The 21,691-nt window shown below is 60.9% G+C and carries 22 protein-coding genes and 1 pseudogene; 14 read left to right on the forward strand and 9 right to left on the reverse strand.

Going from position 1 to position 21,691, the window contains the following annotated elements; genetic code table 11:
• The 5 genes from RWJ89_RS25275 to RWJ89_RS25295 all read left to right on the forward strand — a co-directional run bounded on the left by RWJ89_RS25275 (position 1) and on the right by RWJ89_RS25295 (position 5,783).
• Positions 1–831, forward strand: coding sequence for a carbohydrate ABC transporter permease (locus RWJ89_RS25275; protein ID WP_168283060.1), 831 nt, complete (start codon positions 1–3; stop codon positions 829–831).
• 18 nt (positions 832–849) lie between these two features.
• Positions 850–1,848 (forward strand): ABC transporter ATP-binding protein, encoded by a 999-nt coding sequence (locus RWJ89_RS25280; protein ID WP_064650896.1) that lies wholly within the window; start codon positions 850–852, stop codon positions 1,846–1,848.
• A gap of 84 nt (positions 1,849–1,932) precedes the next feature.
• Positions 1,933–3,414, forward strand: coding sequence for a mannitol dehydrogenase family protein (locus tag RWJ89_RS25285; RefSeq protein ID WP_131664479.1), 1,482 nt, complete (start codon positions 1,933–1,935; stop codon positions 3,412–3,414).
• Positions 3,415–3,510: 96 nt separating this feature from the next.
• Positions 3,511–4,200, forward strand: a complete 690-nt coding sequence (locus tag RWJ89_RS25290) for an HAD family hydrolase (RefSeq protein ID WP_131664478.1) — start codon at positions 3,511–3,513, stop codon at positions 4,198–4,200.
• Positions 4,200–5,783 carry an FGGY-family carbohydrate kinase gene (locus RWJ89_RS25295; protein ID WP_316031646.1) on the forward strand — a complete coding sequence of 528 codons (1,584 nt, stop codon included), beginning with the start codon at positions 4,200–4,202 and terminating at the stop codon, positions 5,781–5,783. The genes RWJ89_RS25290 and RWJ89_RS25295 overlap by 1 nt, the downstream gene beginning before the upstream one ends.
• A gap of 65 nt (positions 5,784–5,848) precedes the next feature.
• Here the strand turns inward: RWJ89_RS25295 and RWJ89_RS25300 are convergent, their stop codons facing one another.
• Entirely contained in the window at positions 5,849–6,703 is an 855-nt protein-coding gene (locus RWJ89_RS25300; RefSeq protein ID WP_221984343.1) for a MurR/RpiR family transcriptional regulator, read from the reverse strand.
• A 234-nt stretch (positions 6,704–6,937) separates the two neighbouring features.
• On the opposite strand from RWJ89_RS25300, the gene RWJ89_RS25305 reads away from it, so the two are divergent.
• Positions 6,938–7,651: a sulfate transporter family protein gene (locus RWJ89_RS25305; RefSeq protein ID WP_222061784.1), complete on the forward strand. Its 714-nt coding sequence runs from the start codon at positions 6,938–6,940 to the stop codon at positions 7,649–7,651.
• 41 nt (positions 7,652–7,692) lie between these two features.
• Here RWJ89_RS25305 and nth read toward each other — a convergent pair whose 3' ends face one another.
• Positions 7,693–8,499: an endonuclease III gene (nth, locus tag RWJ89_RS25310; protein ID WP_020051721.1), complete on the reverse strand. Its 807-nt coding sequence runs from the start codon at positions 8,497–8,499 to the stop codon at positions 7,693–7,695.
• Between nth and RWJ89_RS25315 the strand changes: the two genes are divergently transcribed.
• Together RWJ89_RS25315 and RWJ89_RS25320 are read left to right on the forward strand one after the other, a co-directional pair.
• On the forward strand, positions 8,498–8,995 hold the full coding sequence (locus RWJ89_RS25315) for a DUF2244 domain-containing protein (protein ID WP_168283152.1): 498 nt from the start codon (positions 8,498–8,500) through the stop codon (positions 8,993–8,995). The genes nth and RWJ89_RS25315 overlap by 2 nt on opposite strands.
• 180 nt (positions 8,996–9,175) lie before the next feature.
• Positions 9,176–10,048: a methylated-DNA--[protein]-cysteine S-methyltransferase gene (locus RWJ89_RS25320; protein WP_168283063.1), complete on the forward strand. Its 873-nt coding sequence runs from the start codon at positions 9,176–9,178 to the stop codon at positions 10,046–10,048.
• Positions 10,049–10,175: 127 nt separating this feature from the next.
• Here RWJ89_RS25320 and RWJ89_RS25325 read toward each other — a convergent pair whose 3' ends face one another.
• A complete protein-coding gene (locus RWJ89_RS25325) occupies positions 10,176–11,201 on the reverse strand; it encodes a sugar-binding transcriptional regulator (protein WP_131642932.1) in 1,026 nt (341 codons plus the stop codon).
• 426 nt (positions 11,202–11,627) lie between these two features.
• Between RWJ89_RS25325 and tal the strand changes: the two genes are divergently transcribed.
• From tal to RWJ89_RS25355, 6 genes and pseudogenes are all read left to right on the forward strand, one after another.
• Positions 11,628–12,593 carry a transaldolase gene (gene tal / locus RWJ89_RS25330; protein ID WP_029871806.1) on the forward strand — a complete coding sequence of 322 codons (966 nt, stop codon included), beginning with the start codon at positions 11,628–11,630 and terminating at the stop codon, positions 12,591–12,593.
• Positions 12,594–12,685: 92 nt separating this feature from the next.
• Positions 12,686–13,354, forward strand: a complete 669-nt coding sequence (locus RWJ89_RS25335; protein ID WP_131664470.1) for a DUF1345 domain-containing protein — start codon at positions 12,686–12,688, stop codon at positions 13,352–13,354.
• Positions 13,355–13,402: 48 nt separating this feature from the next.
• Positions 13,403–13,852 (forward strand): DoxX family protein, encoded by a 450-nt coding sequence (locus RWJ89_RS25340; protein ID WP_020051715.1) that lies wholly within the window; start codon positions 13,403–13,405, stop codon positions 13,850–13,852.
• A 136-nt stretch (positions 13,853–13,988) separates the two neighbouring features.
• A complete protein-coding gene (locus RWJ89_RS25345) occupies positions 13,989–14,480 on the forward strand; it encodes a hypothetical protein (RefSeq protein WP_131664469.1) in 492 nt (163 codons plus the stop codon).
• A gap of 194 nt (positions 14,481–14,674) precedes the next feature.
• The gene (locus RWJ89_RS25350) at positions 14,675–14,953 is read left to right on the forward strand and encodes a hypothetical protein (RefSeq protein ID WP_131664468.1); all 279 of its coding nucleotides are present in this window, start codon (positions 14,675–14,677) and stop codon (positions 14,951–14,953) included.
• Between the two features lie 25 nt (positions 14,954–14,978).
• A pseudogene (locus RWJ89_RS25355) lies at positions 14,979–15,533 on the forward strand (ATP-binding protein); the annotation flags it as partial.
• A gap of 88 nt (positions 15,534–15,621) precedes the next feature.
• Here RWJ89_RS25355 and RWJ89_RS25360 read toward each other — a convergent pair.
• From RWJ89_RS25360 to RWJ89_RS25385, 6 genes are all read right to left on the reverse strand, one after another.
• The gene (locus RWJ89_RS25360) at positions 15,622–15,795 is read right to left on the reverse strand and encodes a DUF1328 domain-containing protein (protein ID WP_003552965.1); all 174 of its coding nucleotides are present in this window, start codon (positions 15,793–15,795) and stop codon (positions 15,622–15,624) included.
• Between the two features lie 234 nt (positions 15,796–16,029).
• Positions 16,030–17,136, reverse strand: coding sequence for a helix-turn-helix transcriptional regulator (locus tag RWJ89_RS25365; RefSeq protein WP_316031648.1), 1,107 nt, complete (start codon positions 17,134–17,136; stop codon positions 16,030–16,032).
• Between the two features lie 199 nt (positions 17,137–17,335).
• Complete coding sequence (locus RWJ89_RS25370) at positions 17,336–18,763, reverse strand: gamma-aminobutyraldehyde dehydrogenase (RefSeq protein ID WP_168283066.1); 1,428 nt, start codon at positions 18,761–18,763, stop codon at positions 17,336–17,338.
• Positions 18,764–18,775: 12 nt separating this feature from the next.
• Complete coding sequence (locus tag RWJ89_RS25375; protein ID WP_316031649.1) at positions 18,776–19,588, reverse strand: ABC transporter permease; 813 nt, start codon at positions 19,586–19,588, stop codon at positions 18,776–18,778.
• Positions 19,578–20,540 (reverse strand): ABC transporter permease, encoded by a 963-nt coding sequence (locus RWJ89_RS25380; protein WP_168283067.1) that lies wholly within the window; start codon positions 20,538–20,540, stop codon positions 19,578–19,580. The genes RWJ89_RS25375 and RWJ89_RS25380 overlap by 11 nt, the downstream gene beginning before the upstream one ends.
• Positions 20,537–21,523, reverse strand: a complete 987-nt coding sequence (locus tag RWJ89_RS25385; protein WP_132612411.1) for an ABC transporter ATP-binding protein — start codon at positions 21,521–21,523, stop codon at positions 20,537–20,539. Before RWJ89_RS25385 ends, RWJ89_RS25380 begins: the two co-directional genes overlap by 4 nt.
• Positions 21,524–21,691: the final 168 nt, after the last annotated feature.

Below are 21,691 nucleotides of genomic sequence, written 5' to 3' on the forward strand. Positions count from 1 at the left end.
ATGGCCAGAAAAGTCACAACCAAGCGCAAGCTCATCGTCACCGCGATCGCCTGGACGCTCGGCATCCTGATCTTCTTCCCGATTCTGTGGACGTTTCTCACCAGCTTCAAGTCGGAAGCCGACGCCATCGCCTCGCCGCCGCAGTTCCTGTTCTTCCACTGGACAACGGAGAACTATACGGAGGTGCAGAGCCGGTCGAACTATCTCAGCCACTTCATGAACTCGGTTATCATCTCCTTCGGCTCGACGCTGATCGGCCTGATCATTGCCATTCCGGCCGCTTGGGCGATGGCGTTTTCGCCGACCAAGCGGACCAAGGACGTGCTGATGTGGATGCTGTCGACCAAGATGATGCCGCCGGTCGGCGCGATGATCCCGATCTATCTGATGTTCCGCAATTTCGGCCTGCTCGACACGCGCACCGGCCTGGTGATCGTGCTGACGCTGATCAACCTGCCGATCATCGTCTGGATGCTCTACACCTACTTCAAGGAAATCCCCGGCGAGATCCTCGAGGCGGCCCGCATGGACGGTGCGTCGCTGATGAAGGAGATCGTCTATGTGCTGACGCCGATGGCCGTGCCCGGCATTGCCTCGACGCTGCTCTTGAACATCATCCTTGCCTGGAACGAGGCGTTCTGGACGCTCAACCTCACCGCCTCGAAGGCGGCGCCGCTGACGGCCTTCATCGCCTCCTATTCCAGCCCCGAAGGCCTGTTTTACGCCAAGCTCTCGGCGGCATCGACGATGGCGATCGCGCCGATCCTGATCCTTGGCTGGTTCAGCCAGAAACAACTCGTCCGCGGCCTGACCTTCGGCGCTGTGAAATAACATAAAAGGGAGAGAAACATGGGCAGCATTACCCTTCAGAAGGTTTCCAAGGTGTTCGGCGAAGCCAAGGTCATCCCTTCGATCGATCTCGACATCAAGGACGGCGAGTTCGTCGTCTTCGTCGGCCCGTCGGGCTGCGGCAAGTCCACGCTGCTCAGGCTGATCGCCGGGCTCGAGGACGTCTCCGGCGGCAAGATCGTCATCGACGGCCGGGACGCCACCGAAAAGGCGCCGTCTGAGCGCGGCCTTGCCATGGTGTTCCAGTCCTATGCGCTTTATCCGCATATGAGCGTGCGCAACAACATCGCCTTCCCGCTGAAGATGGCGGGCATCGACAAGGCGGAGATCGACCGCAAGGTGAGCGATGCCGCCCGGGTGCTTAATCTCACCGACTATCTCGAGCGCAAGCCGCGCCAGCTGTCCGGCGGCCAGCGCCAGCGCGTGGCGATCGGCCGCGCCATCGTGCGCCAACCTTCGGCCTTCCTGTTCGACGAACCGCTGTCGAACCTCGATGCGGCGCTGCGCGTCAACATGCGCCTCGAAATCAGCGAGTTGCATCAGCAGCTGAAGACGACGATGGTCTACGTCACCCACGATCAGGTCGAGGCGATGACCATGGCCGACAAGATCGTCGTCCTGAACCGGGGCAATATCGAGCAGGTCGGATCGCCGCTCGAACTCTACAGCCGTCCCCGCAACCTCTTCGTCGCCGGCTTCATCGGATCGCCGAAGATGAACTTCATCACCGGCCAAAACGCCGCCGCGCTCAATGCTCATACTATCGGCGTCCGGCCAGAACATGTGCTGCTGTCGATGGAGAGCGGCGACTGGAAGGGCAGGGTCGTGGTCGCCGAACATCTCGGTTCCGACACCTTCCTGCATATCGATGCTGATGGCATCGGCATGCTGACGGCGCGCGGAAGCGGCGATTTCGCCGCCAAAGCGGGCGATACGGTCTTCCTGACGCCGGACCGTTCGCGTATTCACAAATTCAACGAGGGCGGCCTTGCCATCTGAGGCAGGCGGCCGGGCTGGGGGCAGGCATGCGAGCCGGACGATATCGCCCGGCCGTCTCGGCAAGACCTTCAAGAGGACTGAAACATGACGTGCAAACTATCGCTGGCAACGCTTTCGGATGTGGCGCGCACTGCTGCCATCCCTGGATATGACAGGGCGTCGCTGAAAGCCGGCATCGTGCACTTCGGCGTCGGCAATTTCCACCGTGCCCATCAGGCGATCTACCTCGACGATCTCTTCAACGCCGGCACGGATCACGACTGGGCGATAGTCGGCGCCGGCGTGCTGCCGTCGGATGCCGCGATGCGCGAAAAGCTTGCGGCGCAGGATTTTCTGACGACGGTGGTCGAACAGGACAACAACAAGACGGCGGCGCGCGTCACCGCACCGATGATCGACATCCTGCCGGTCGGCGATGCCGCTGCGATCATCGCCAGGCTTGCCGATCCCGAGATCCGCATCGTTTCGATGACGATCACCGAGGGCGGTTATTTCATCGATGCATCAGGCACGTTCAATCCTGCCCACCCGGCGATTGCCGCAGACGGAGAGAACCCCAACGCGCCGAAGACGGTGTTCGGCCTGATCGTTGCCGGCCTGAAGGCGCGCAAGGACAAGGGCATCGGCCCCTTCACCGTCATGTCCTGCGACAACATTCCCCATAATGGCATCGTCACCGCCAATGCCGTCGTCGGCACGGCGGCACTTTGGGACCCCGCCTTTGCCGACTGGATCCGCGCGAATGTCGCCTTCCCGAACGCTATGGTCGACCGCATCACGCCGGCAACCAGCCAGCGCGAGATCGATTTCCTCAGGGACAATTTCCAGATCGAGGACAGTTGGCCGGTTTATTGCGAGGAATTCAAGCAATGGGTGCTCGAGGATAAGTTCACCGCCGGCCGGCCGGCGCTGGAAAAGGTCGGCGTCACCTTCGTTGCCGATGTCACGCCTTACGAGCATATGAAAATTCGCATCCTCAACGGCGGGCATGCCGCGATCGCCTATCCGGCGGCGCTGATGGACATTCATTTCGTGCATGATTCCATGGAAGACCCGTTGATCCGCGCCTTCCTCGCCAAACTCGAGAAAGACGAGATCATTCCGATCGTGCCGCCGGTGCCGAACACGTCGCTGACGGATTATTTCGCGCTGATCGAACATCGCCTGCTCAATCCGAAGATTGCCGATACCATTCCGCGGCTGGCGCAGGATGGCTCGAACCGCCAACCGAAATTCATCCTGCCGTCGACGCTCGACAATCTGCGTCAGGGCAGAGACGTCGTCGGTCTGGCGCTGGTTTCAGCACTCTGGTGCCGTTATTTTGCCGGCAACACCGACAGCGGCAAGGATATCGTCTTCAACGACGCGAGCGCAGAGCGCCTGCATGCGGCAGCGCTGAAAGCCAAGGACGATCCGTCGGCCTTCCTCGTCTTCGACGATATTTTCGGCGAAGTGGCGAAATCCGAACTTTTCCGCAAGCGTTTCGGCCATGCTCTCAAAACCCTGTGGGAAAAAGGCACGCGAGAGACGCTGCAGCTCTATCTCGACGGCAAGCTCGCAGTGTAAGGAATTCGGTGGCGGTCTCTACTGCCGCCATTCATCCGGCCTTGCGAGTGAAGCGGGACGGTAACGCGTCCGAATTGAACTCAGGTTGGGTCTTGCATGGCTGATGCTGAAACACAGCTGGTGATCTTCGATTGCGATGGCGTACTCGTCGACAGCGAGCCGATCTCAATCAGCGTGCTCGTCGGGGCAATGAACGATCTCGGGGTCTCGATCACCGAGGACCAGGCCTATGAGCGTTTTCTCGGCCGTAGCCTGTCGACCCTCATCGATACGCTGGAAACCGAATTCAACGTCCATGCCGACGAGGAATTCCTCGAGCGTATCCGCATCGAACTCTACGCCCGTTTTCGCACGGAACTGAAGCCGATCGACGGTATCGCCGCGGCGATCGACGGGCTGGGCGTTCGCTGCTGCGTTGCCTCCTCCAGCCAGATGGAGCGAATCCGGTTGTCGCTGTCGGTGACCGGGCTTCTCGATAGGCTGCCCGACATCTTCAGCGCAACGATGGTCAAGCGCGGCAAGCCGGCGCCCGATCTCTTCCTGCATGCGGCGCGTGAAATGCAGGTCGAGCCGGCTCATTGCCTTGTCGTCGAAGACAGCCCGGCCGGCATTGCCGCCGCCAAGGCGGCAGGCATGACGGTCTTTGCTTTCACCGGTGGATCACACGCGAATTTCGCCGGATATCGTGCCGAACTCGACCGCCTTTCGCCGGAAGTGGTGTTTGACGCCATGCCGGATTTGATACACCTTGTCCGCAACCATAAGCTGGACGGGACCAAGACTTGATGCGTGATCATGTGGTTGCGGTGGATATCGGCACGGGCAGCGCGCGCGCCGGCGTCTTCGATGCACGCGGCCGTCTGCTCGCCAAGGCCGAGCATCCGATCGTGATGAACCGGCCGCGCGAAAACCATGCCGAGCATGATTCCGAAGACATCTGGTCGGCCGCCTGCATGGCGGTGCGCAGGGCGATGGAGCAATCCGGCATCGCCGCCGCCTCGGTCGGGGCGATCGGCTTCGACGCCACCTGTTCGCTCGTCGTCCGTGACGTCGAGGGCCGGCAGCTCAGCGTTTCCACAGGCGGCGAGAAGCGCTTCGACACGATCGTCTGGCTCGATCACCGGGCGCTGAAGGAAGCCGATTTCTGCACGGCGACGGAGCACAGGGTGCTCGAACATTCCGGCCAGGTGATGTCGCCGGAAATGGAAATGCCGAAGCTGATGTGGCTGAAGAAGAAACTGCCTGCCACATGGGAGAAGGCCGGATACTTCTTCGATCTCGCCGATTTCATGACGTGGAAATCGACGGGGTCGCCTGCCCGTTCGCGCTGCACGCTGACGGCGAAATGGAACTATCTCGCCCATCTCGAAAAGGGCTGGCAGCAGGATTTCCTGGAGTGGATCGGCCTCGAGGACCTTCAGGCGCGCGGCCACCTGCCGGATGAGACCACGCCTGTCGGAGGCAGCGTCGGCCGGCTGACTGAGGAAGCGGCGGAAGCGCTGGGGCTGACTGTGGACTGCCGTGTCGCTGCCGGGATGATCGACGCCTATGCCGGCGCACTCGGCGCGCTCGGCGGCTATGTCGCTGATCCTGTCAAACGCGAACACCAACTGGTGCTGATTGCCGGCACGTCGAGCTGCATCGTTACCTTCTCGCGCGAACGCAAGCCGAGCCATGGCATGTGGGGTCCCTATTACGAGGCCGTCTTCCCGCAATCCTGGCTGGTGGAGGCCGGGCAATCGGCGACTGGCGCGCTGCTCGACCACATCGTGCGCATGCATGTGGCCGGCGGTGAGCCGACGGCGTCGCTGCATCAGAGGATCGTCGCGCGCATCGCCGAATTGCGGGCCGATGAGGGCGATGCCTTCGGTGCGCGTATCTTCGTGCTGCCGGATTTCCATGGCAACCGCTCGCCGCTCGCCGATCCGCATGCGGTCGGCGTCGTCAGCGGACTGACGCTCGATACGTCCTTCGACGGGCTCTGCGCGCTTTATTGGCGCTCTGCGGTGGGGATTGCGCTCGGCATCCGCCATATCCTGGAAATGATGAAGGAATATGGCTACATGACCGATACGCTGCATATCGCCGGCGGGCATGTGAAAAACCCGGTGCTGATGGAGCTTTATAGCGATGCGACCGGCTGCAAGGTCGTGGTGCCGAAGATGAACGAGGCGGTGCTGCTCGGCACGGCGATCGCAGCTTCCGTCGCCTGCGGCTTGTACAAGGATCTGGCGGCGGCCGGCGAGGCGATGTATCCAGGCGCCGACGAACGGCTTCCCAACAAGGCGAAGCAGGCGCTATACGACCGCGACTACCGCCGCCTTCTCGCCATGCACCGGCACCGGGCTGAACTGGAAGCGATGCAATAGAGCGGCGCGCGTCTTTCAGACGCGGGCGCTCCATCACTTTGAATCTGCGCCTAATCCTTTTAACATTAGTGGTTCGCCGCCTCGCCGAGGACGGTCGCGAATTCCATCATGCGGCGGCGGCGAAGTGCCGCTTCTTCTCCGACTTGGAGGATGACGGATTCCGACAGGCAATCGAGCAGCGCGATCAGCGGCGGAAGATTGTCGAGATCGGGGGCGCGCGCGGGCGGCAAAGACAGCATGACGTTCGACTGGTCCGCCATCCAGTCCGCCTGCTGCGGCGAAATGAGAACCACCTTATAGCCATAGCGCCGCGCCGTTCTGGCAAGCAGCCGCGCCTTGGCAAAGCGGCGACAATCGATGATGACGAGCAGCGCGTCGTCGACCGCCAGCCGCGCGAAGAGTTCCGCAAAACGGTTGTCGGCGGCGTCGAGCGTGCGCACGCCGTCACGGGCTTGCGTCAGCCGCTGGCAGAAATGATTGGCCAGGCTTGCGAGCCGCGCATGAGTGGCGATCGACACTTCGCGCGCAGTGCTGATCAAGCCGACGGCTTCCGACCAGTGCGGCTGCGCCGTCAGATGATAGATATGATGGAGGGCCTGGATCTGTTCGGCAACCAGCACGGCGAGCGGTTTGCCCGCCGCGGCGTCGGCATGCAGCTCGCTCATGGCGCTCTGCAACTGCGCCGGCGATGTCGTCACGGTCTCGCGAATCTCCACCTTGACGCTGTCCAATCCCTGATAACCGAGCGAGCGCAGGAAGCGTCCGACGGTCATCGGCGAGAGATCCAGTCTGTCGGCAACGGACGCAGCCGTCTCGAACGGCAGGTCGTTCAGATGTTCGGTGAAATATTTCGCGATACGTCGCTCGGCCGGTGTGCCGGTTTTTGCGTATTGCCTGAGTTTTTGCACAAAGTCTTCCACGTCAGCCTCCCCGTCTTCCTCAGAGGCGTTCCGTGGATGCGCTGTTGCGACCCCTTGTCTTTGCAACTATTTCGGAAGCTGCTTCTCAGGCCCGTGCGTATTTCATGTATGTCACAATATTATATTAGTATTTAGTTTTCGACAAGTTTTCTATTACTGAATGCAATTTTATTCTCTCTTGTCGGTGGCCTGCATCTTTCCTACATCTTCGGCGCAACCGGAGACGCCTGAGACATGATTCTTGACGCCGCTCGACTTTCGCTCGCCAATCTGTTCGCATCGGAAACGCGTTCTGTCTTCTGGAAGGTGCTCGGCCTGACGATCCTCGTGCTTGTCGGCCTCTGGTTCGCGCTGCGCGGAGCCTTCATGACCTTTCTCTTTCCCTGGCTCACGAGCTTCTTTCCCGATATGCCGGATTGGGCGGGGTGGTTCGCTCTCATCTTCGCAATTCTTGCCGGTATCGGCCTTGCCCTCATGCTGGCGTTGCTGCTGTCGCCGGTGACGGCGCTGATCGCCGGCCTGTTTCTCGACGACGTCGCCGATGTCATCGAAAAGCGCGACTATCCCAAGGACACTCCGGGCACGGCCATGCCGCTCGGTCCGGCGATGGCAAGCTCGATCAAGTTCCTCGGTGTGGTGATCCTCGGCAACATTGTGGCATTGCTGCTGCTGTTCATCCCCGGCGTCAATCTGGTCGCGTTCTTTCTGGTGAACGGCTATCTGCTCGGACGGGAATTCTTCGAATTCGCCGCCATGCGCTTCCGCTCGCCGGGTGAGGCGCGGCTCTTTCGCGCCAAGCACGCCTCCACCGTCTTTCTCGGCGGGCTGATGATCGCCCTTTTCCTGGCGATCCCGATCGTCAATCTTCTAACGCCGCTTTTTGCCGCCGGCATGATGGTGCATCTACACAAGCTGATTTCCGCTAAGGATCCCGGTCTTCGAGCCTGAGCTACACCGGGCAGGGCGGAGACGTCGTCCATGCGATCGACCTATTCAACGGCCTCGCCGATCACCTGCGGCGGTAGCTCGACGAGCGGTGCCGGCATATCCCAACTCTTCTCCGGCGATTTGCAGAGATCGGCGATGACACAGCGCTCGCATTCGGGGCGGCGCGCCTTGCAGGTGTAGCGGCCATGCAGGATCAGCCAGTGATGGGCGTGATAGAGGTAATGGCTGGGGATCACCTTCATCAGCCGCGCCTCGACCTCGTCGGGCGTCTTGCCGGGGGCAAGCCTGATGCGATTGGCGATTCGGAAGATGTGCGTGTCGACGGCCATCGTCGCCTGGCCGAAGGCCATGGAAAGCACGACATTGGCGGTCTTGCGGCCGACGCCCGGCAACCTCACCAGTTCGTCGCGCGTCTCCGGCACCTTGCCGCCGAATTGGTCGACCAGCATCTGTGAGAGCGCGATGACGTTTTTCGCCTTGTTGCGGTAGAGGCCGATCGTCCTGATGTAATCGCGCAGCCGCTCCTCGCCGAGATCGAGCATCTTTTCCGGCGTATCGGCAACCTTGAAGAGCGCGCGCGTCGCCTTGTTGACACCAACATCGGTCGCTTGCGCCGAAAGTGCGACGGCAACGACGAGCGTGAAGGGGTTGGTGTGCTCGAGCTCGCCCCTCGGTTCCGGCCGCTGCACCGAGAAGCGGCGGAAGATCTCCTCGCGCTCGGCCAGGGAATAGGCCGTGCGCACCGCAGCCGCCGGTTTGCGGCGGACGATCACATTCGTGTCCTGAGGCATCTTGGTAACGGATTTGAGTTTCGGATTTGCCATGGAAACTCTATACTCAGCAGCCATGATGGAAAGCAACGCCGACAGCTTCAACGAGCAGCCTGTTTTCGCCGCCGAGCTCTTTCCCCACCGGTCGCTCGGCCGCCGGGGCTTCAAGGTGCTGCTTGCCCTATCCGGTGCCGTCTGCTTGCTTTACGGCACGTTCTTCATCGCGACGGGGGCCTGGCCGATCGGCTTGTTCTTCGGAGTGGATTTTCTGCTTCTCTACGGCGCCTTCTGGCTGAATTACCGCTCCGGGAAAGCGCGCGAACTGGTGACGGTATCGCGCACGGACGTGTCGGTGCGCAAGTTTGCGCCATCGGGACGGATGGTGGAGCATCATTTCAATCCGTTCTGGACGCGCTTCCTCGTTCGCCGGCACCAGGAGATCGGTATTCTTTCCATGCATATCTTCGGCGAAGGCCGGCGCACGGATATCGGCTCCTTCCTCAATCCCGATGATCGCGAAAGCTTCGCCAAGGCCTTCAAGGGAGCGCTGGCGACGGTCAAGCAGCGGATCTGAGCTAGAGCGGTTTCAGCTTTTCACAGAAGCGCAGAACCGCTCTAGCTTTTGTTTTTACGCAATTCCGGACGGAAAACCGCTTCGCACTTTTCCGGGCATTGCTCTATCCAGCGACTACGCAAGAATCGGGTGGTTTGCTCACCCCCACTTGACTATCTCCTAGTTACAAGGAGAAAGACGATGAATATGATTGCCAACCTGCAGACAGACATCACGCCTGACGGCCCTGATTATGACATTGTCCGTCGGGTGATCGAACTCATCACTGAGGATTACCGCGACCAGCCTTCGCTGGAGACGATCGCGGCGCGGCTCAACCAGTCGCCGACCCAGCTGCAGAAGACCTTCACCCGCTGGGCCGGGCTGTCGCCCAAGGGCTTCCTGCAAGCGGTGACGCTCGACCACGCCAAGCGGCTGCTGCGCAAGGAAGACATGCCGCTGCTCGAGACCTCGATCGAGGTCGGCCTTTCCGGGCCGAGCCGCCTGCACGATCTTTTCGTCACCCATGAGGCGATGTCGCCCGGCGAATGGAAGGCCAAGGGCGGTGGTCTCATCATCCGCTACGGCTTCCACATCTGCCCCTTCGGCGTGGCGCTGATCATGGTGACCGACCGCGGCCTTGCCGGCCTTGCCTTCAGCGATTCCGGCGACGAGAGGGCCTGCCTCGAGGATATGACCTGCCGCTGGCCGAACGCCTGTTATGTCGAAGACCTGCAGGCGACGGTTCCCTACGCTGCCCGCATCTTCGAGCCCGGCAAATGGTCCTCCGACCAGCCGCTGCGTGTCGTGCTGATCGGCACGGATTTTCAGGTGCGCGTCTGGCAGAGCCTGCTGAAAATCCCGTTCGGCAAGGCCGTCACCTATTCCGATATTGCCAACGATATCGGCCGGCCGACGGCGCAGCGCGCCGTGGGTGCGGCGGTCGGGGCAAACCCGATCTCCTTCGTGGTGCCCTGCCATCGGGCGCTCGGCAAGAACGGCGCACTGACGGGCTACCATTGGGGCCTCACCCGCAAGCGGGCGATGCTCGGCTGGGAATCGGCGCACGCCTGATAGCGTGCCGCCTCCTCGGGCGGCAAAGGTAACGAGAAGGGATGGACGAGGGCGGTGACGTAGCTCGTTTCGTCGCTTGACGCTCCGACCGTTCGCTCCTTGCGTCGCTCACCCCCTCATCGCCTCGCTATCGCTCCGGCACTTCTCCTCGCTGGGGAGAAGAGACGGGCGGCGAGGCTTCTGCCAATTCCAGCAACGCGCGTGCAGCGCTTTCATCGGTGATCAGCGTGTTGCAGCCGATGCGCTTGATCGTCGCACGGATTGCCACTGCCCGATGGGCGCCGCCGGAGGAGAGCACGATGTGTTTTGCCTCTTTCAGCGTGTCGAGATCGACGGACATCACGCGCCGATTGATCGAATGGTCGACCGAATTGCCGTCCTTGTCGAGGAAGTTGAACATCGTGTCGCAGACGCAGCCGGCATCGATCAGTTCCTGCAGCTCGGCCTTCGAGATCCAGCCCTCCGACAGCGAGGTCGAATGCGGGCCGATATCGCCGCAGCTGACGATCGCCAGATCGAGGTTTTCGGCGAGACGATAAATCGTATCCAGCCCGCATTTCTCGATCAGATTGCGCTTGGTCTCGATGGAATCGACCAGAAGCGGCGCCAGGAACATGTAGCATTCGGCGCCGAGCTGGTTTGCCAGCCGCCATGTGTAATCGATCGGGTTCGTCTGGTGCACTGCAACGATGCCGCCCAGCAGCGAGACGACCTTGCAGTTGGCGCGGCGCGGCGGCCGGAAGCTCGACAGCGAGGCGGTCATGGTGCGGCCCCAGCCGACGCCGATGGTGTAATCGTCGGGGATGGCTTCGGACAGGAACTGGCCAAGCGCCAGACCGACATTTTTAGCAAGCGAATTGACGTCGCCATTGACCGGCGCAGGGACGACGATCGCCTCGTCGAGGCCGTAGGCGTGCTCCAGCTTCACCGAAAGTTCAACGCAGTCGCCGATGGAATCGTTGATCCAGATCTGGACTTCGCTGCGCTTCATCGCCTCGTCAAGCAGACGGATCACCGTGGTGCGGCTGATGCCGAGCTGTTCGGCGACGTCCTTCTGAGTCAGACCCTCGTTGTAATAGAGCCACGCCGCCCTTAGCCGCAGCGAGGATGCCTCCGAATAGGCCGTGTGCGTGCCGCGTTTGAGCTTGACCACATCTCCTCCGCACGATTTCCTGCCCTAGATCCCTGATGGGATGAAAGGCCTTAGCGACGCTTTTGTTGCCGGGGATAATGACGAGTGTGACACTTATGTCAATTGAAATGCACAAATGTCCTTGACTTTTCGTAAGGCGAATGGCGATAGTCCGGGTGACACACGTCGTTCTTGTCCGTCCGAGGAGGACATAGTGCGGGCATGCCGAAAATCACGACCGGCCTTCCAGCCGCAAGCGGTATCGCTTGCGTGCGAGCAGCCGTTCGTTCGCGGCCGGAACACGGCCACTGTCCTTCACGTTTATGAATCATCCGTGACGGATGCGCGCATTTTCGCCTGCAGCATGCAAACAACCTGTCGGTAGATCACCTTTGCCCGGCGGAACTCGCGCCGGTCGCAGCCCAAGTTCAACAAGGATTATTGACCATGACATCCAAGCTTGACCAACTTCGCGAGATTACCACCGTGGTCGCCGATACTGGCGACATCGAAGCCGTCGCCCGCCTGAAGCCGGTCGATTGCACGACGAACCCGAGCATCGTGCTCAAGGCTCTCGGCACGCCGATGTTTGCCGACGCCATCAAGGAAGCCGTCGCCTGGGGCAAGAAGCAGGGCGGCAATCCCGAAGCCGTTTCTTCCGCCGTCGCCGATCGCCTCGCCATCTCCGTCGGTGCAGCCCTGGTGAAACTCGTCCCGGGCCGCGTCTCGACCGAAGTCGACGCCGATCTTTCCTTCGATACCGAGGCTTCGCTAGCCAAGGCCCGCGCAATCATCGCCGCCTACAAGGATCGCGGTATCGACCAGGACCGCATCCTCATCAAGCTCGCTTCCACCTGGGAAGGCATCCGTGCTGCGGAAGTGCTGCAGAAGGAAGGCATCGACTGCAACCTGACACTTCTCTTCAGCAAGGCCCAGGCGATCGCTTGCGCCGACGCCAAAGTGTTCCTGATCTCGCCCTTCGTCGGCCGCATCCTCGACTGGTACAAGAAGTCGACCGGCAAGGACTACACTGCCGAGGAAGATCCGGGCGTCATCTCCGTCCGTGAAATCTACAACTATTACAAGGTGAACGACATCAAGACGATCGTCATGGGCGCCTCCTTCCGCAGCGCCGGCGAAATCGAAGCCCTTGCCGGCTGCGACCGCCTGACCATCAGCCCGAACCTGCTCGACGAGCTGGCCAAGGATGAAGGCAAGCTGGAGCGCAAGCTCTCGCCGGAGAGCCGCAAGCCGGATCCGAAGGTCTCCGTCGACGAGAAGACCTTCCGCTGGATGATGAACGAAGACGCGATGGCGACGGAAAAACTCGCCGAAGGCATCCGCGCCTTCGCCAAGGATCTCGGAACGCTGCGCACCATGGTGCAGAAAGAACTGCAGCTCGCCGCCGCCTGATAAGGCCCGGCCACAATCGGAGGCGCGGCTGCCGGCTGGCAGGCGCGCCTTTTTCATGCTGTTATCAAGGGCATATGCTGTCGGAGACCGATATGGCGGATGAGGAACGGGCAAATTCGCTTGCGGTATTTGCCTACAAGCATGCGAGCTTCATCATCGCCGTTATTGCCGGACTGGTGGTCTTCTTGGCGCTGACCTCACGCGAAGTCAGCGCCGGCAATATCCTGTTCGGCTGGAATGTCAGCGCCGGCGTTTTTGTCGCGCTCAGTTGGCGCAAGATGCTGCGGGCGACGGTTGAAAGCATCCGGAAACGTTCCGAGGATCTCGATTTCTCCGATACCGTCCTGCTGGCTCTGTCGATCGGTGCCGCACTTGCCAGCATTGCCGGGATCGGCCTCGAGCTTCATTCGATCAAGGAGGCTGCACCTGATGTCGCGCTGGCGCGGGCAGGTGTTGCGGTTCTGACGATCCTGATCTCCTGGATCTTCCTGCACACGCTTTTCACCATCCACTATGCCCATTATTTCTACGGCGGGGCGGACGAGGAGGGTGGGCTGAAGTTTCCGGACGGGATCGAAGAGCCCGGCTACTGGGATTTCCTCTATTTCTCCTTCACCATCGGCGTTGCCGCACAGACGGCGGATGTCGCGGTCAGTTCGACCAGCATGCGCAAGCTGACGCTGTTGCATGCCGTGCTGTCGTTCCTGTTCAATACGACGATCCTGGCGCTGGCGATCAATGTCGGGGCGAGCCTGCTATAATGCATCTTGTCATGAGCGGCTAACTGCCTGCTTTTCAAACCGGAGGATATGATGGAAAGCGCCTCAAGCCGGCCCCGACTTGCCGATCTCATTCTTCTCCTCGGCAGGCTTCTGCTGTCGCTGATCTTCCTGCACGAAGGTTGGTCGCTCGCGGCAGATATCACGGCGACCGTCGACATTTTCGCAAAACTGGGGCTATCGGCGCCGGTGGCGCTTGCCACCATTGCCCTTCAGATCGGCGCCGGCCTTTCCGTTGCGGCAGGCTTCCTCAGCCGGCTTGGCGCATCGGCGCTGGCACTCTTCTGCCTGGCGACCGCCTTGCTCTTTCACACAAATTTGGCGAGCCAGAACGAACTGCTGCATTTCGAGAAGGACCTGGCGATTGCCGGCGGCATGTTCGTCCTGGCTGCTTCGGGTGCGGGATCGATATCGATCGACAAGCTGCTGAGAAAGCGAACGAACAAAATGCCTCCCTGGCTCAGGGCGGTGTTGTCGTGAATGCCCCCGAAATTCGAAGGTCTTCGGCGCTGAATTTGATGAATTTCGCGGGCGCGCCCTGGCGCAATAAAACCGAATAAAACCGAACAAACAGAAGCGTCGATGCGGGCTACACTTTTGGCGACAGGTCAGGAGTGTGCCAGTAATGTCTTCCGCGCAAAACAATCAGCAAAAGCCAATTCTCGTCTTTCTCGGAAAAGACGCAGCCTGCGATATCGTCTCGAAATTGAATGAGAACGGATATGTCGCGGCGGCTGTATCCTCGGTGCCGGAACTCTTCGACGCCTTGCGTTCGGACCGATATTTTCTGGCCGTAACGATGCGATCGGATATCGACATGGTCCGAAACATCAAGCCGATACCGGTCATCAATCTCGAGGTGTTTTTCCATACTGTCCACTCGGCCACGAAGTCCGTCCGCTCCTCGAAGGAGTTCGACAGCGACGCATTTCTAAGAAGGATCGCGGCCCTTACCGGGTCAAGGACAGGCAGAATTGCTGCGGTCCAGAGAGCCCCTGCTGCGAACGAGACGCTGATTGCAGGCACGGCGAAGGCATCCCGTTGGCGTGCCGCCATATCCCTTCTTTTAAGCCGCCGCTCCGCGCCCAGCGCAGAACGGGCCGATTAGAGGTGGCCGAATTCCCGTCGCCGACGGACCGGTCTTCGCCTGATTCAGATCCCGATGACCCGGTCCCGTCTCTCCGGTCGGCCACGCTGCGCCTCGTTCCGAACGATTCCTATGAGCATATTTCTACCGGGTTTCGGCGGCTTGAAAGCATCATTCCGAGACCAGAGCTTTTTACTTGGTGCGGGTGTCTTCTCATGTTTCAGTTGCTCGGTGCAGCATCGGCAAGCGGATATATCATCACGCTATTGCTCCTGCTCGTGGCGATTGGTCGTCTCGCCAGAAACGGTCTCGATAGACTCACCGCACGGCTCCCGAAGCGCTCGGCGTTGAAGTTTTATACGACGGCGATCGTCTCTCTGGTGTTTTTTTGCCTGCTGGTCGTCCGGATGTGTTTCATCGCCACCGTCATCATCGACAGCGCCATCCAAGGTGACAAGGTGGAAATCAGTGGCGATCCCGAAAGCCAGTTTTGACGCCGGACCCGGTGTCGGAAATCCTGCAACCACTGCGGAGACCGATCGAAAGGTCGATATCTCAAGCCTGTTGCAGACGATTGCGACAGACTTCTCCGACATGGGCGTCGATGTGAGTTTCACCGGCCCGCGGCGACTGGCGTTTGTCTGCAAACCTCAGGCCCTTACGCGCGCAATTACCAATCTGATCGACAATGCGTCTCGTTATGCAAAGCAAGTCGAAATCGATCTGCAAGAGAACGGCGATGGCGGGATCAGAATATCGGTGGGCGACAACGGCCCCGGTTTGACCGATGAGGCCAAGGCGAAAGTTCTGGAGCCGTTCTTCAAAGTGGATAAATCTCGCCAGATCGGCGCGAAAGGCGGTTCCGGGCTCGAGCTCGGCCGAGAAGGTTCGATGACCGGCTCGGTGAATTATGCCGTGGAGATCTATGATGCTGCGAGCAATCGTCTCCTGTCTTCCTATGTCACCAAGCAATATCCCAATGCGATGAATATCGGCGCAAGCTTCACGGCGATGGATGCTTCCATGGTGGGCGTCCGCAACGGTGCCGACGCTCTCCTTGCCGAGCTGAAATAGGCTGCAGGCTCAAAAGGGCTGGCCATACCAGACGGCGAAGCCGCAAGTGCAAGATGCGCCTCAATATTTTCAAGCGGCCGCGCGACCACTACAAGATCGCCTGGCCGGCCATCAGCGCAAGGACGAGGAAGATTAGGAAGATCACCAGGGCGATGCCGAAGAGAACGCGGGCGATCGTCGCGGTGGCGGCGGAGACGCCGGAGAAACCGAAGAAGCCGGCGATGATCGAAATCACGAAAAATATCAGAGCCCATTTCAGCATGACGTCATCCTTTGCGTTGCCTGAGAAAGACGCGGCAACCGGGAAATTGTTCCAGATCGTTTGAAACGGGATGGCGTTCAATTCGGAGAAATGCGGAAGAAGTGCAGGTCTTCAAAACCCGCATGATCTGTTTCAAGGAACTATCGATTTGCCCCATCGATGAAAGCTCCGTCATCATGCTAGCCTTTCTGGACCAGCATACGATTTCCGGCCACACGGTCTGAGATATTCCCATTAGATCTTCAGGCCGAAGAGAAGCGAGATCAACTGCGACTGGCGCTGCGTTCCGGTCTTGGAGAGCACCTTCTTGACGTAGCCGCGCCCCGTTTCATAGGTTAGGCCGCAGATCTCGGCGATTTGGCGAGGGGAGGAACCTTCCATCAGCAGGCGTGCGACGGTCGCCTCCTGCGGCGTCAGGGCGAAGAGCCGCCGCAGAAGATCGCCGTCCGCTCTTGCGCGTTCGGAAAGGTCGGTAACGATTGCAACAGCGTGCGAATGGGCGAAGAGATCCGCCGGCAGGCCTCGCAGGAGCTGGGCACGAATGACAAGCGGTGCCTTGCCGGGGCGTGAGAACAGCACCGGCGTCGACACGGCAGGACTGAGGAAGGTGTCGCCGCCGAGAACCGCCTTCAGATGTCGTCGCAGCAGGCCGGTCTCCTCCTGGCTGCCGGACGTGAGTTCGCGATCGACGATGCGGATATCGCCGTCGAGCAGCCGTTCGGCGCGACTGTTCAGATGGCTGACGCGGCCGGTGCGGTCGAAGAAGACCGAGGCGGTGCCGCTGAGCTCGAAGGCCTCGCTCATGCTTTCGATCTTTGCAGCTTGCAGCGAGCGGATGATCTCGGCCGAGGCGGTCAGCTTCGATCGCATGGCAAGTAGGATCCGCTCCTCCTCCCGGTCGAAAGGATGATCGTCGACGCGGCGCTGCAGGTTGAGGCTGAGCAGCGTATCACCCGAGGCAAAGCCGATCATCGCGGAATAACGCAGACCGAAGCGAGCGAGGAATTCGGTGTAGAATTCCTGGCGCCGGAACTCGTCTTCCGAGGCGATGTCGTGCTCGATGACGATGCCCTTGGCAAGCGCGACCGAAAGCCCGCGCTCGCGGAAATCCCGCTTGTACCAGTCTTCGGCGAAATAGACGTCGAAGGCTTCGAGCAGGTTTGGCGTTGTCAGGAACCCCGGAGAAAACTTGCCGACCGCCGGCATGATGTGGGCGCCCACTGAGCCGGTCGCCCGAGAGATCGCTTCCAGCGTGCCGGCCCATCTTTCCGGGACGAGGGCGGATTCCAGCAATCCGTCCATGGCCTTTTCGAGCTCAGGGATATCGATGCGCGTCGCCATGAACAAAGACTGCCTGACCGAAGCTATTGCCGACCCGGCTTTCGAGCCGGAGGTCGACTATGGAGTGCCCGTATTGCCGCAACAACAAAATAAGACAATAGCAGGCGATATTTATCGGCTGAATGTTCCGTTTCAACAAAAGTTGTCTGGTTGCTATCGGCGCGCCTTATATCCACGGAATATCCTGCCCTTTTGCCGGTTAGCCGTGATTGATCATCACGTGGCGTACGGCGGTGTAGTCCTCCAGCGCGTAGACCGACATGTCCTTGCCGTAGCCTGACTGTTTGAGGCCGCCATGCGGCATCTCGTTGGTGAGCATGAAATGTGTGTTGATCCAGGTGCAGCCATATTGCAGGCGGGCGGCGGTCTTCATGCCGCGGCCGATATCCTTGGTCCAGACGGAGGAGGCCAGGCCGTAGTCGCTGTCGTTTGCCCAGGCAACGGCTTCGTCGGCATCGGAAAAGCGGGTGACCGAGACGACCGGGCCGAAGACCTCGCGCCGGACGATCTCGTCGTCCTGTGTGGCGCCTGCAATGACAGTCGGCGTGAAGAAGAAGCCCTTGTCGCCGGAGACCTTGCCACCGGCAGTGATTTCCATGTGCTTGTGCTCGGAAGCGCGGGCGACGAAGCTTTCGACGCGGTCGCGCTGGCGCTTGGAGATCAGCGGACCGATCTCGTTTTCGGTATCGTCGGTCTGGTTGAAGCGGATGCTCGATACGGCCGAGGAGAGATCGGCGACGAAATTGTCGTAAACCCTGGCATCGGCATAGATGCGGCAGGCAGCGGTGCAGTCCTGACCGGCATTGTAGTAGCCGAAGGTGCGGATGCCGGCGACGACCGCATCAATATCGGCATCGTCGAAGACGATGACCGGGGCCTTGCCGCCGAGTTCCAGGTGGGTGCGCTTGACCGTCTTGGCCGCGGCCTGCAGCACCTTCTTGCCAGTTGCGATATCGCCGGTGATCGAGACCATGCCGATCTTGGCGTGATTGATCAGGGCGTTGCCGACACTTTCACCACGGCCGAGGATGACGTTGACGACGCCCTCAGGAAGGATTTCGGAGAGCAGCTTCGCCATCTTCAGCGCCGTCAGCGGCGTCTGCTCAGAAGGCTTGAAGACGACGGTATTGCCGCCGGCAATGGCCGGCGCCAGCTTCCAGGCCATCATCATCAGCGGATAGTTCCACGGCGCGATCGAGCCGACGATGCCGATCGGATCGCGGCGGATCATCGAGGTGTGGCCGGGCAGATATTCGCCGGCCGCCGGTGCGTGCAGGTTGCGCACGGCGCCGGCGAAGAAGCGATAACAATCGACGATCGCCGGGATCTCGTCGTTCAGCACGGCATTGATAGGCTTGCCGCAATTCAAAGCCTCCAGTGTGGCGAAGCCGGCGGCATCCTTCTCGATCGCATCGGCGATCTTCAATAGGTAGCCGGAACGTTCGCCCGGCGTCGTCTGCGACCAGCTTGTGAAGGCTTTTTCGGCGGCATCGACGGCGGCGTCAACCTGGGAGAGCGAGGCTTCGGCAAGGTCGATCACCGTCTCGCCAGTCTTCGGGTTCAAGATGTGCTCTTCCGTCTCCGTGCCTTTTTCGAAGCGGGAACCGATCAGCATTTGGATATCCATGATGTTCTCCCTTTATTTGCCGGCGCCGGCGATCTGGTCGCCGTCGCGGGTGAGGTAATAGGCTGCCAGGATTGGCAGGAAGGTGACGAGCACCACGACCATGGCGACCACATTGGTGACGGGGCGCTGGCGCGGGCGGATGAGTTCTTCGAGCATCCAGATCGGCAAGGTCGATTGCTGGCCACCGGTGAAGGTGGTGACGATGACCTCATCGAAGGAAAGCGCGAAGGCAAGCATGCCGCCGGCAAGAAGGGCGGTGCCGATATTCGGCAGGATGACATGACGGAAGGTCTGAAAGCCGTCAGCGCCGAGATCCATCGAGGCCTCGATCAGCGAGCCGGAGGTGCGGCGGAAGCGGGCGACCGCATTGTTGTAGACGACCACGACGCAGAAGGTGGCGTGACCGAGCACGATGGTCCAGACCGAAAACGGGATATCGAACAGGCTGAAGGCTGATCGGAGCGCAATTCCGGTGATGATGCCGGGAAGGGCGATCGGCAGGATGACCAGCAGCGAGATCGCCTCGCGGCCGAAGAATTTCGTCTGGCTGACGGCCGCCGCACAGAGCGTGCCGAGGACCAACGCGATCGCCGTGGCGATAACGGCGACCTGCACGGAAAGGCTGAGCGCTGACCAGACGTCCGGCCGGTTCCAGGCGACGGCAAACCATTGCAGGGTCAGCCCGCGCGGCGGCCATTGATAGCTCTTCTCCTCCGTCGTGAAGGCATAGACGAAGATCAGCAGGATCGGCAGGTGCAGGAAGAGCAGTCCGGCGGCTGCGGCGATTTTCAGGGGCAGTGGCGATCTCTTGAGGTCAGAGCGCATCGAAAGCCCCCAATTTCCTGGCGAGCGACAGATAAAGCGCCATGATGACGATCGGCACGACGGAGAAGGCGGCGGCGAGCGGCACATTGCCGGCCGTTCCCTGCTGGGCATAGACCGCCTGGCCGATGAAGAGCCTGGACGAGCCGATGATCTGCGGGATGATGTAATCACCCAATGTCAGCGAGAAGGTGAAGATCGAACCAGCGACGATGCCGGGGAGCGCTAAGGGCAGGAGCACGGTGCGGAAGGTCTGGCGCGGCGTGGCGCCGAGATCCGCCGAGGCCTCGATCAGGTTGCCGGGCACACGCTCGAGGGCCGCCTGCGTCGGCAGGATCATGTAGGGAAGCCAGATATAGACGAAGACGATGAAGGTGCCGAGGTAACTCACCGAAAGCGAATTACCGCCAATCACGGGCAGGTTCAGGGTCGCGTCAAGCAGCCAGGAGAGATGGAGCTTCTCGAAGATCCAGGTGAGGATGCCTTCCTTGGCGAGGATCAGCTTCCAGGCGTAGATCTTGACGAGATAGCTCGACCAGAGCGGCAGCATGACGCCGAGATAGAAGAGCGCCTTCCATTTGCCTTGCGCATAACGCGCCGCATAGTAAGCGATCGGGAAGCCGATCAGGGCGGCAGCGAGGGTGACCAGCGCCGACATCACAAGGGTACGGATGATGATATCGAAATTTGCAGGATTCAGCAGCTGGGCATAGGTCGAGAGGGTGAATTCGGTATTCACCAGCCCGGAGAAATCGTCGATCGAGAAGAAGCTCTGGAGAAGCAGGGCGATCAATGAGCCGATATAGATGATGCCGAGCCAGAGCAGCGGCGGCGTCAGCATCAGGAAGAGCAACAGTTTCGGATGCCGCCAGAAGGCATCCGACAGTTGGCCGAAGAACCCGCCTCGGCCCGGAAGGATCGATGTCTTGCCGCCTGACATGGTGAGCGCCGTCATGCCGCATCATCCATGTAGTGGATATCGGCCGGTTGCCAGGCGAGGCGGATGCGGGCGCCGAGATCCGGCACAGGCGCGCCCGCCGGCAGCATGACATGCAGCCGGCTGCCCTTGAGGTTGACGCTGAGACGTGTGACGGCGCCGAGGAAGCTTGCATTTTCGACTTTCGCCTCGACGCCGTCGCTTGCCAGCCGGATCGCCTCGGGGCGCAGGCTCGCCCAGCGTTTCGCGCCGCCGAGCAAGGCCATGAGATCAGGCGGGATGACGTTCGACGAGCCGACGAAATCGGCGACGAAGCGGGTCTTCGGGCAGCTGTAGATATCCTGCGGCGTGCCCTCCTGGACGATGTTGCCATCGTTGAAGACGGCGACGCGGTCGGCCATGGACAGCGCCTCGCCCTGATCGTGGGTGACGAAGACGAAGGTGATGCCGAGCGCGCGCTGCAGGCTCTTCAATTCTTCCTGCATCTGTTCGCGTAGCTTCAGGTCCAGCGCGCCGAGCGGCTCATCGAGCAACAGCACCTTCGGCTTGTTGACGAGCGCGCGGGCGAGCGCCACGCGCTGCCGCTGGCCGCCGGACAGCTGGCCGGGGCGCCGGGCGCCGTAGCCCGGTAGCTTGACGAGCTCGAGGGCATCGCCTGCCGCCTTCATCCGCTCCGCCTTGCCGACGCCTCTGACCATCAGTCCATAGGCAACATTGTCGAGGATATTGAGATGCGGAAAGAGCGCGTAGTCCTGGAACACGGTGTTGACGTTGCGGCGATAGGGCGGAACGCCGTCAGCCGTCTCGCCGAAGATCTGGATATGGCCCGCGGTCGGCTGTTCGAAGCCGGCGATCAATCGCAGGCACGTCGTCTTGCCGGAGCCGGATGGCCCGAGCATGGCAAAGAATTCGCCGGGCGCGATCTCGAGATCGACGCCGTCGACGGCGCGAACCTGGCCGAAATGGCGCGATACCTGCTGGAAGCGGACGGCTGACGTCATGGGGGCTCCGGGTCGTGTGTGTTCAGAGAGGGTTCGGTCTGGCCAACAAAGACCCCGCCCCAAACCCCTCCCCACAAGGGGGAGGGGCTTAATCTGCCGTACCCCTTTCGCAAATACCTTGGCGTTTCGGCAGGAATTCGGCGGTGCCACTCGGAGCCCCTCCCTCTT

The sequence above is a fragment of the Rhizobium sp. 10PS4 genome (assembly GCF_032464805.1).
In the GTDB taxonomy this organism is placed as follows: Bacteria; Pseudomonadota; Alphaproteobacteria; order Rhizobiales; family Rhizobiaceae; genus Rhizobium; species Rhizobium laguerreae.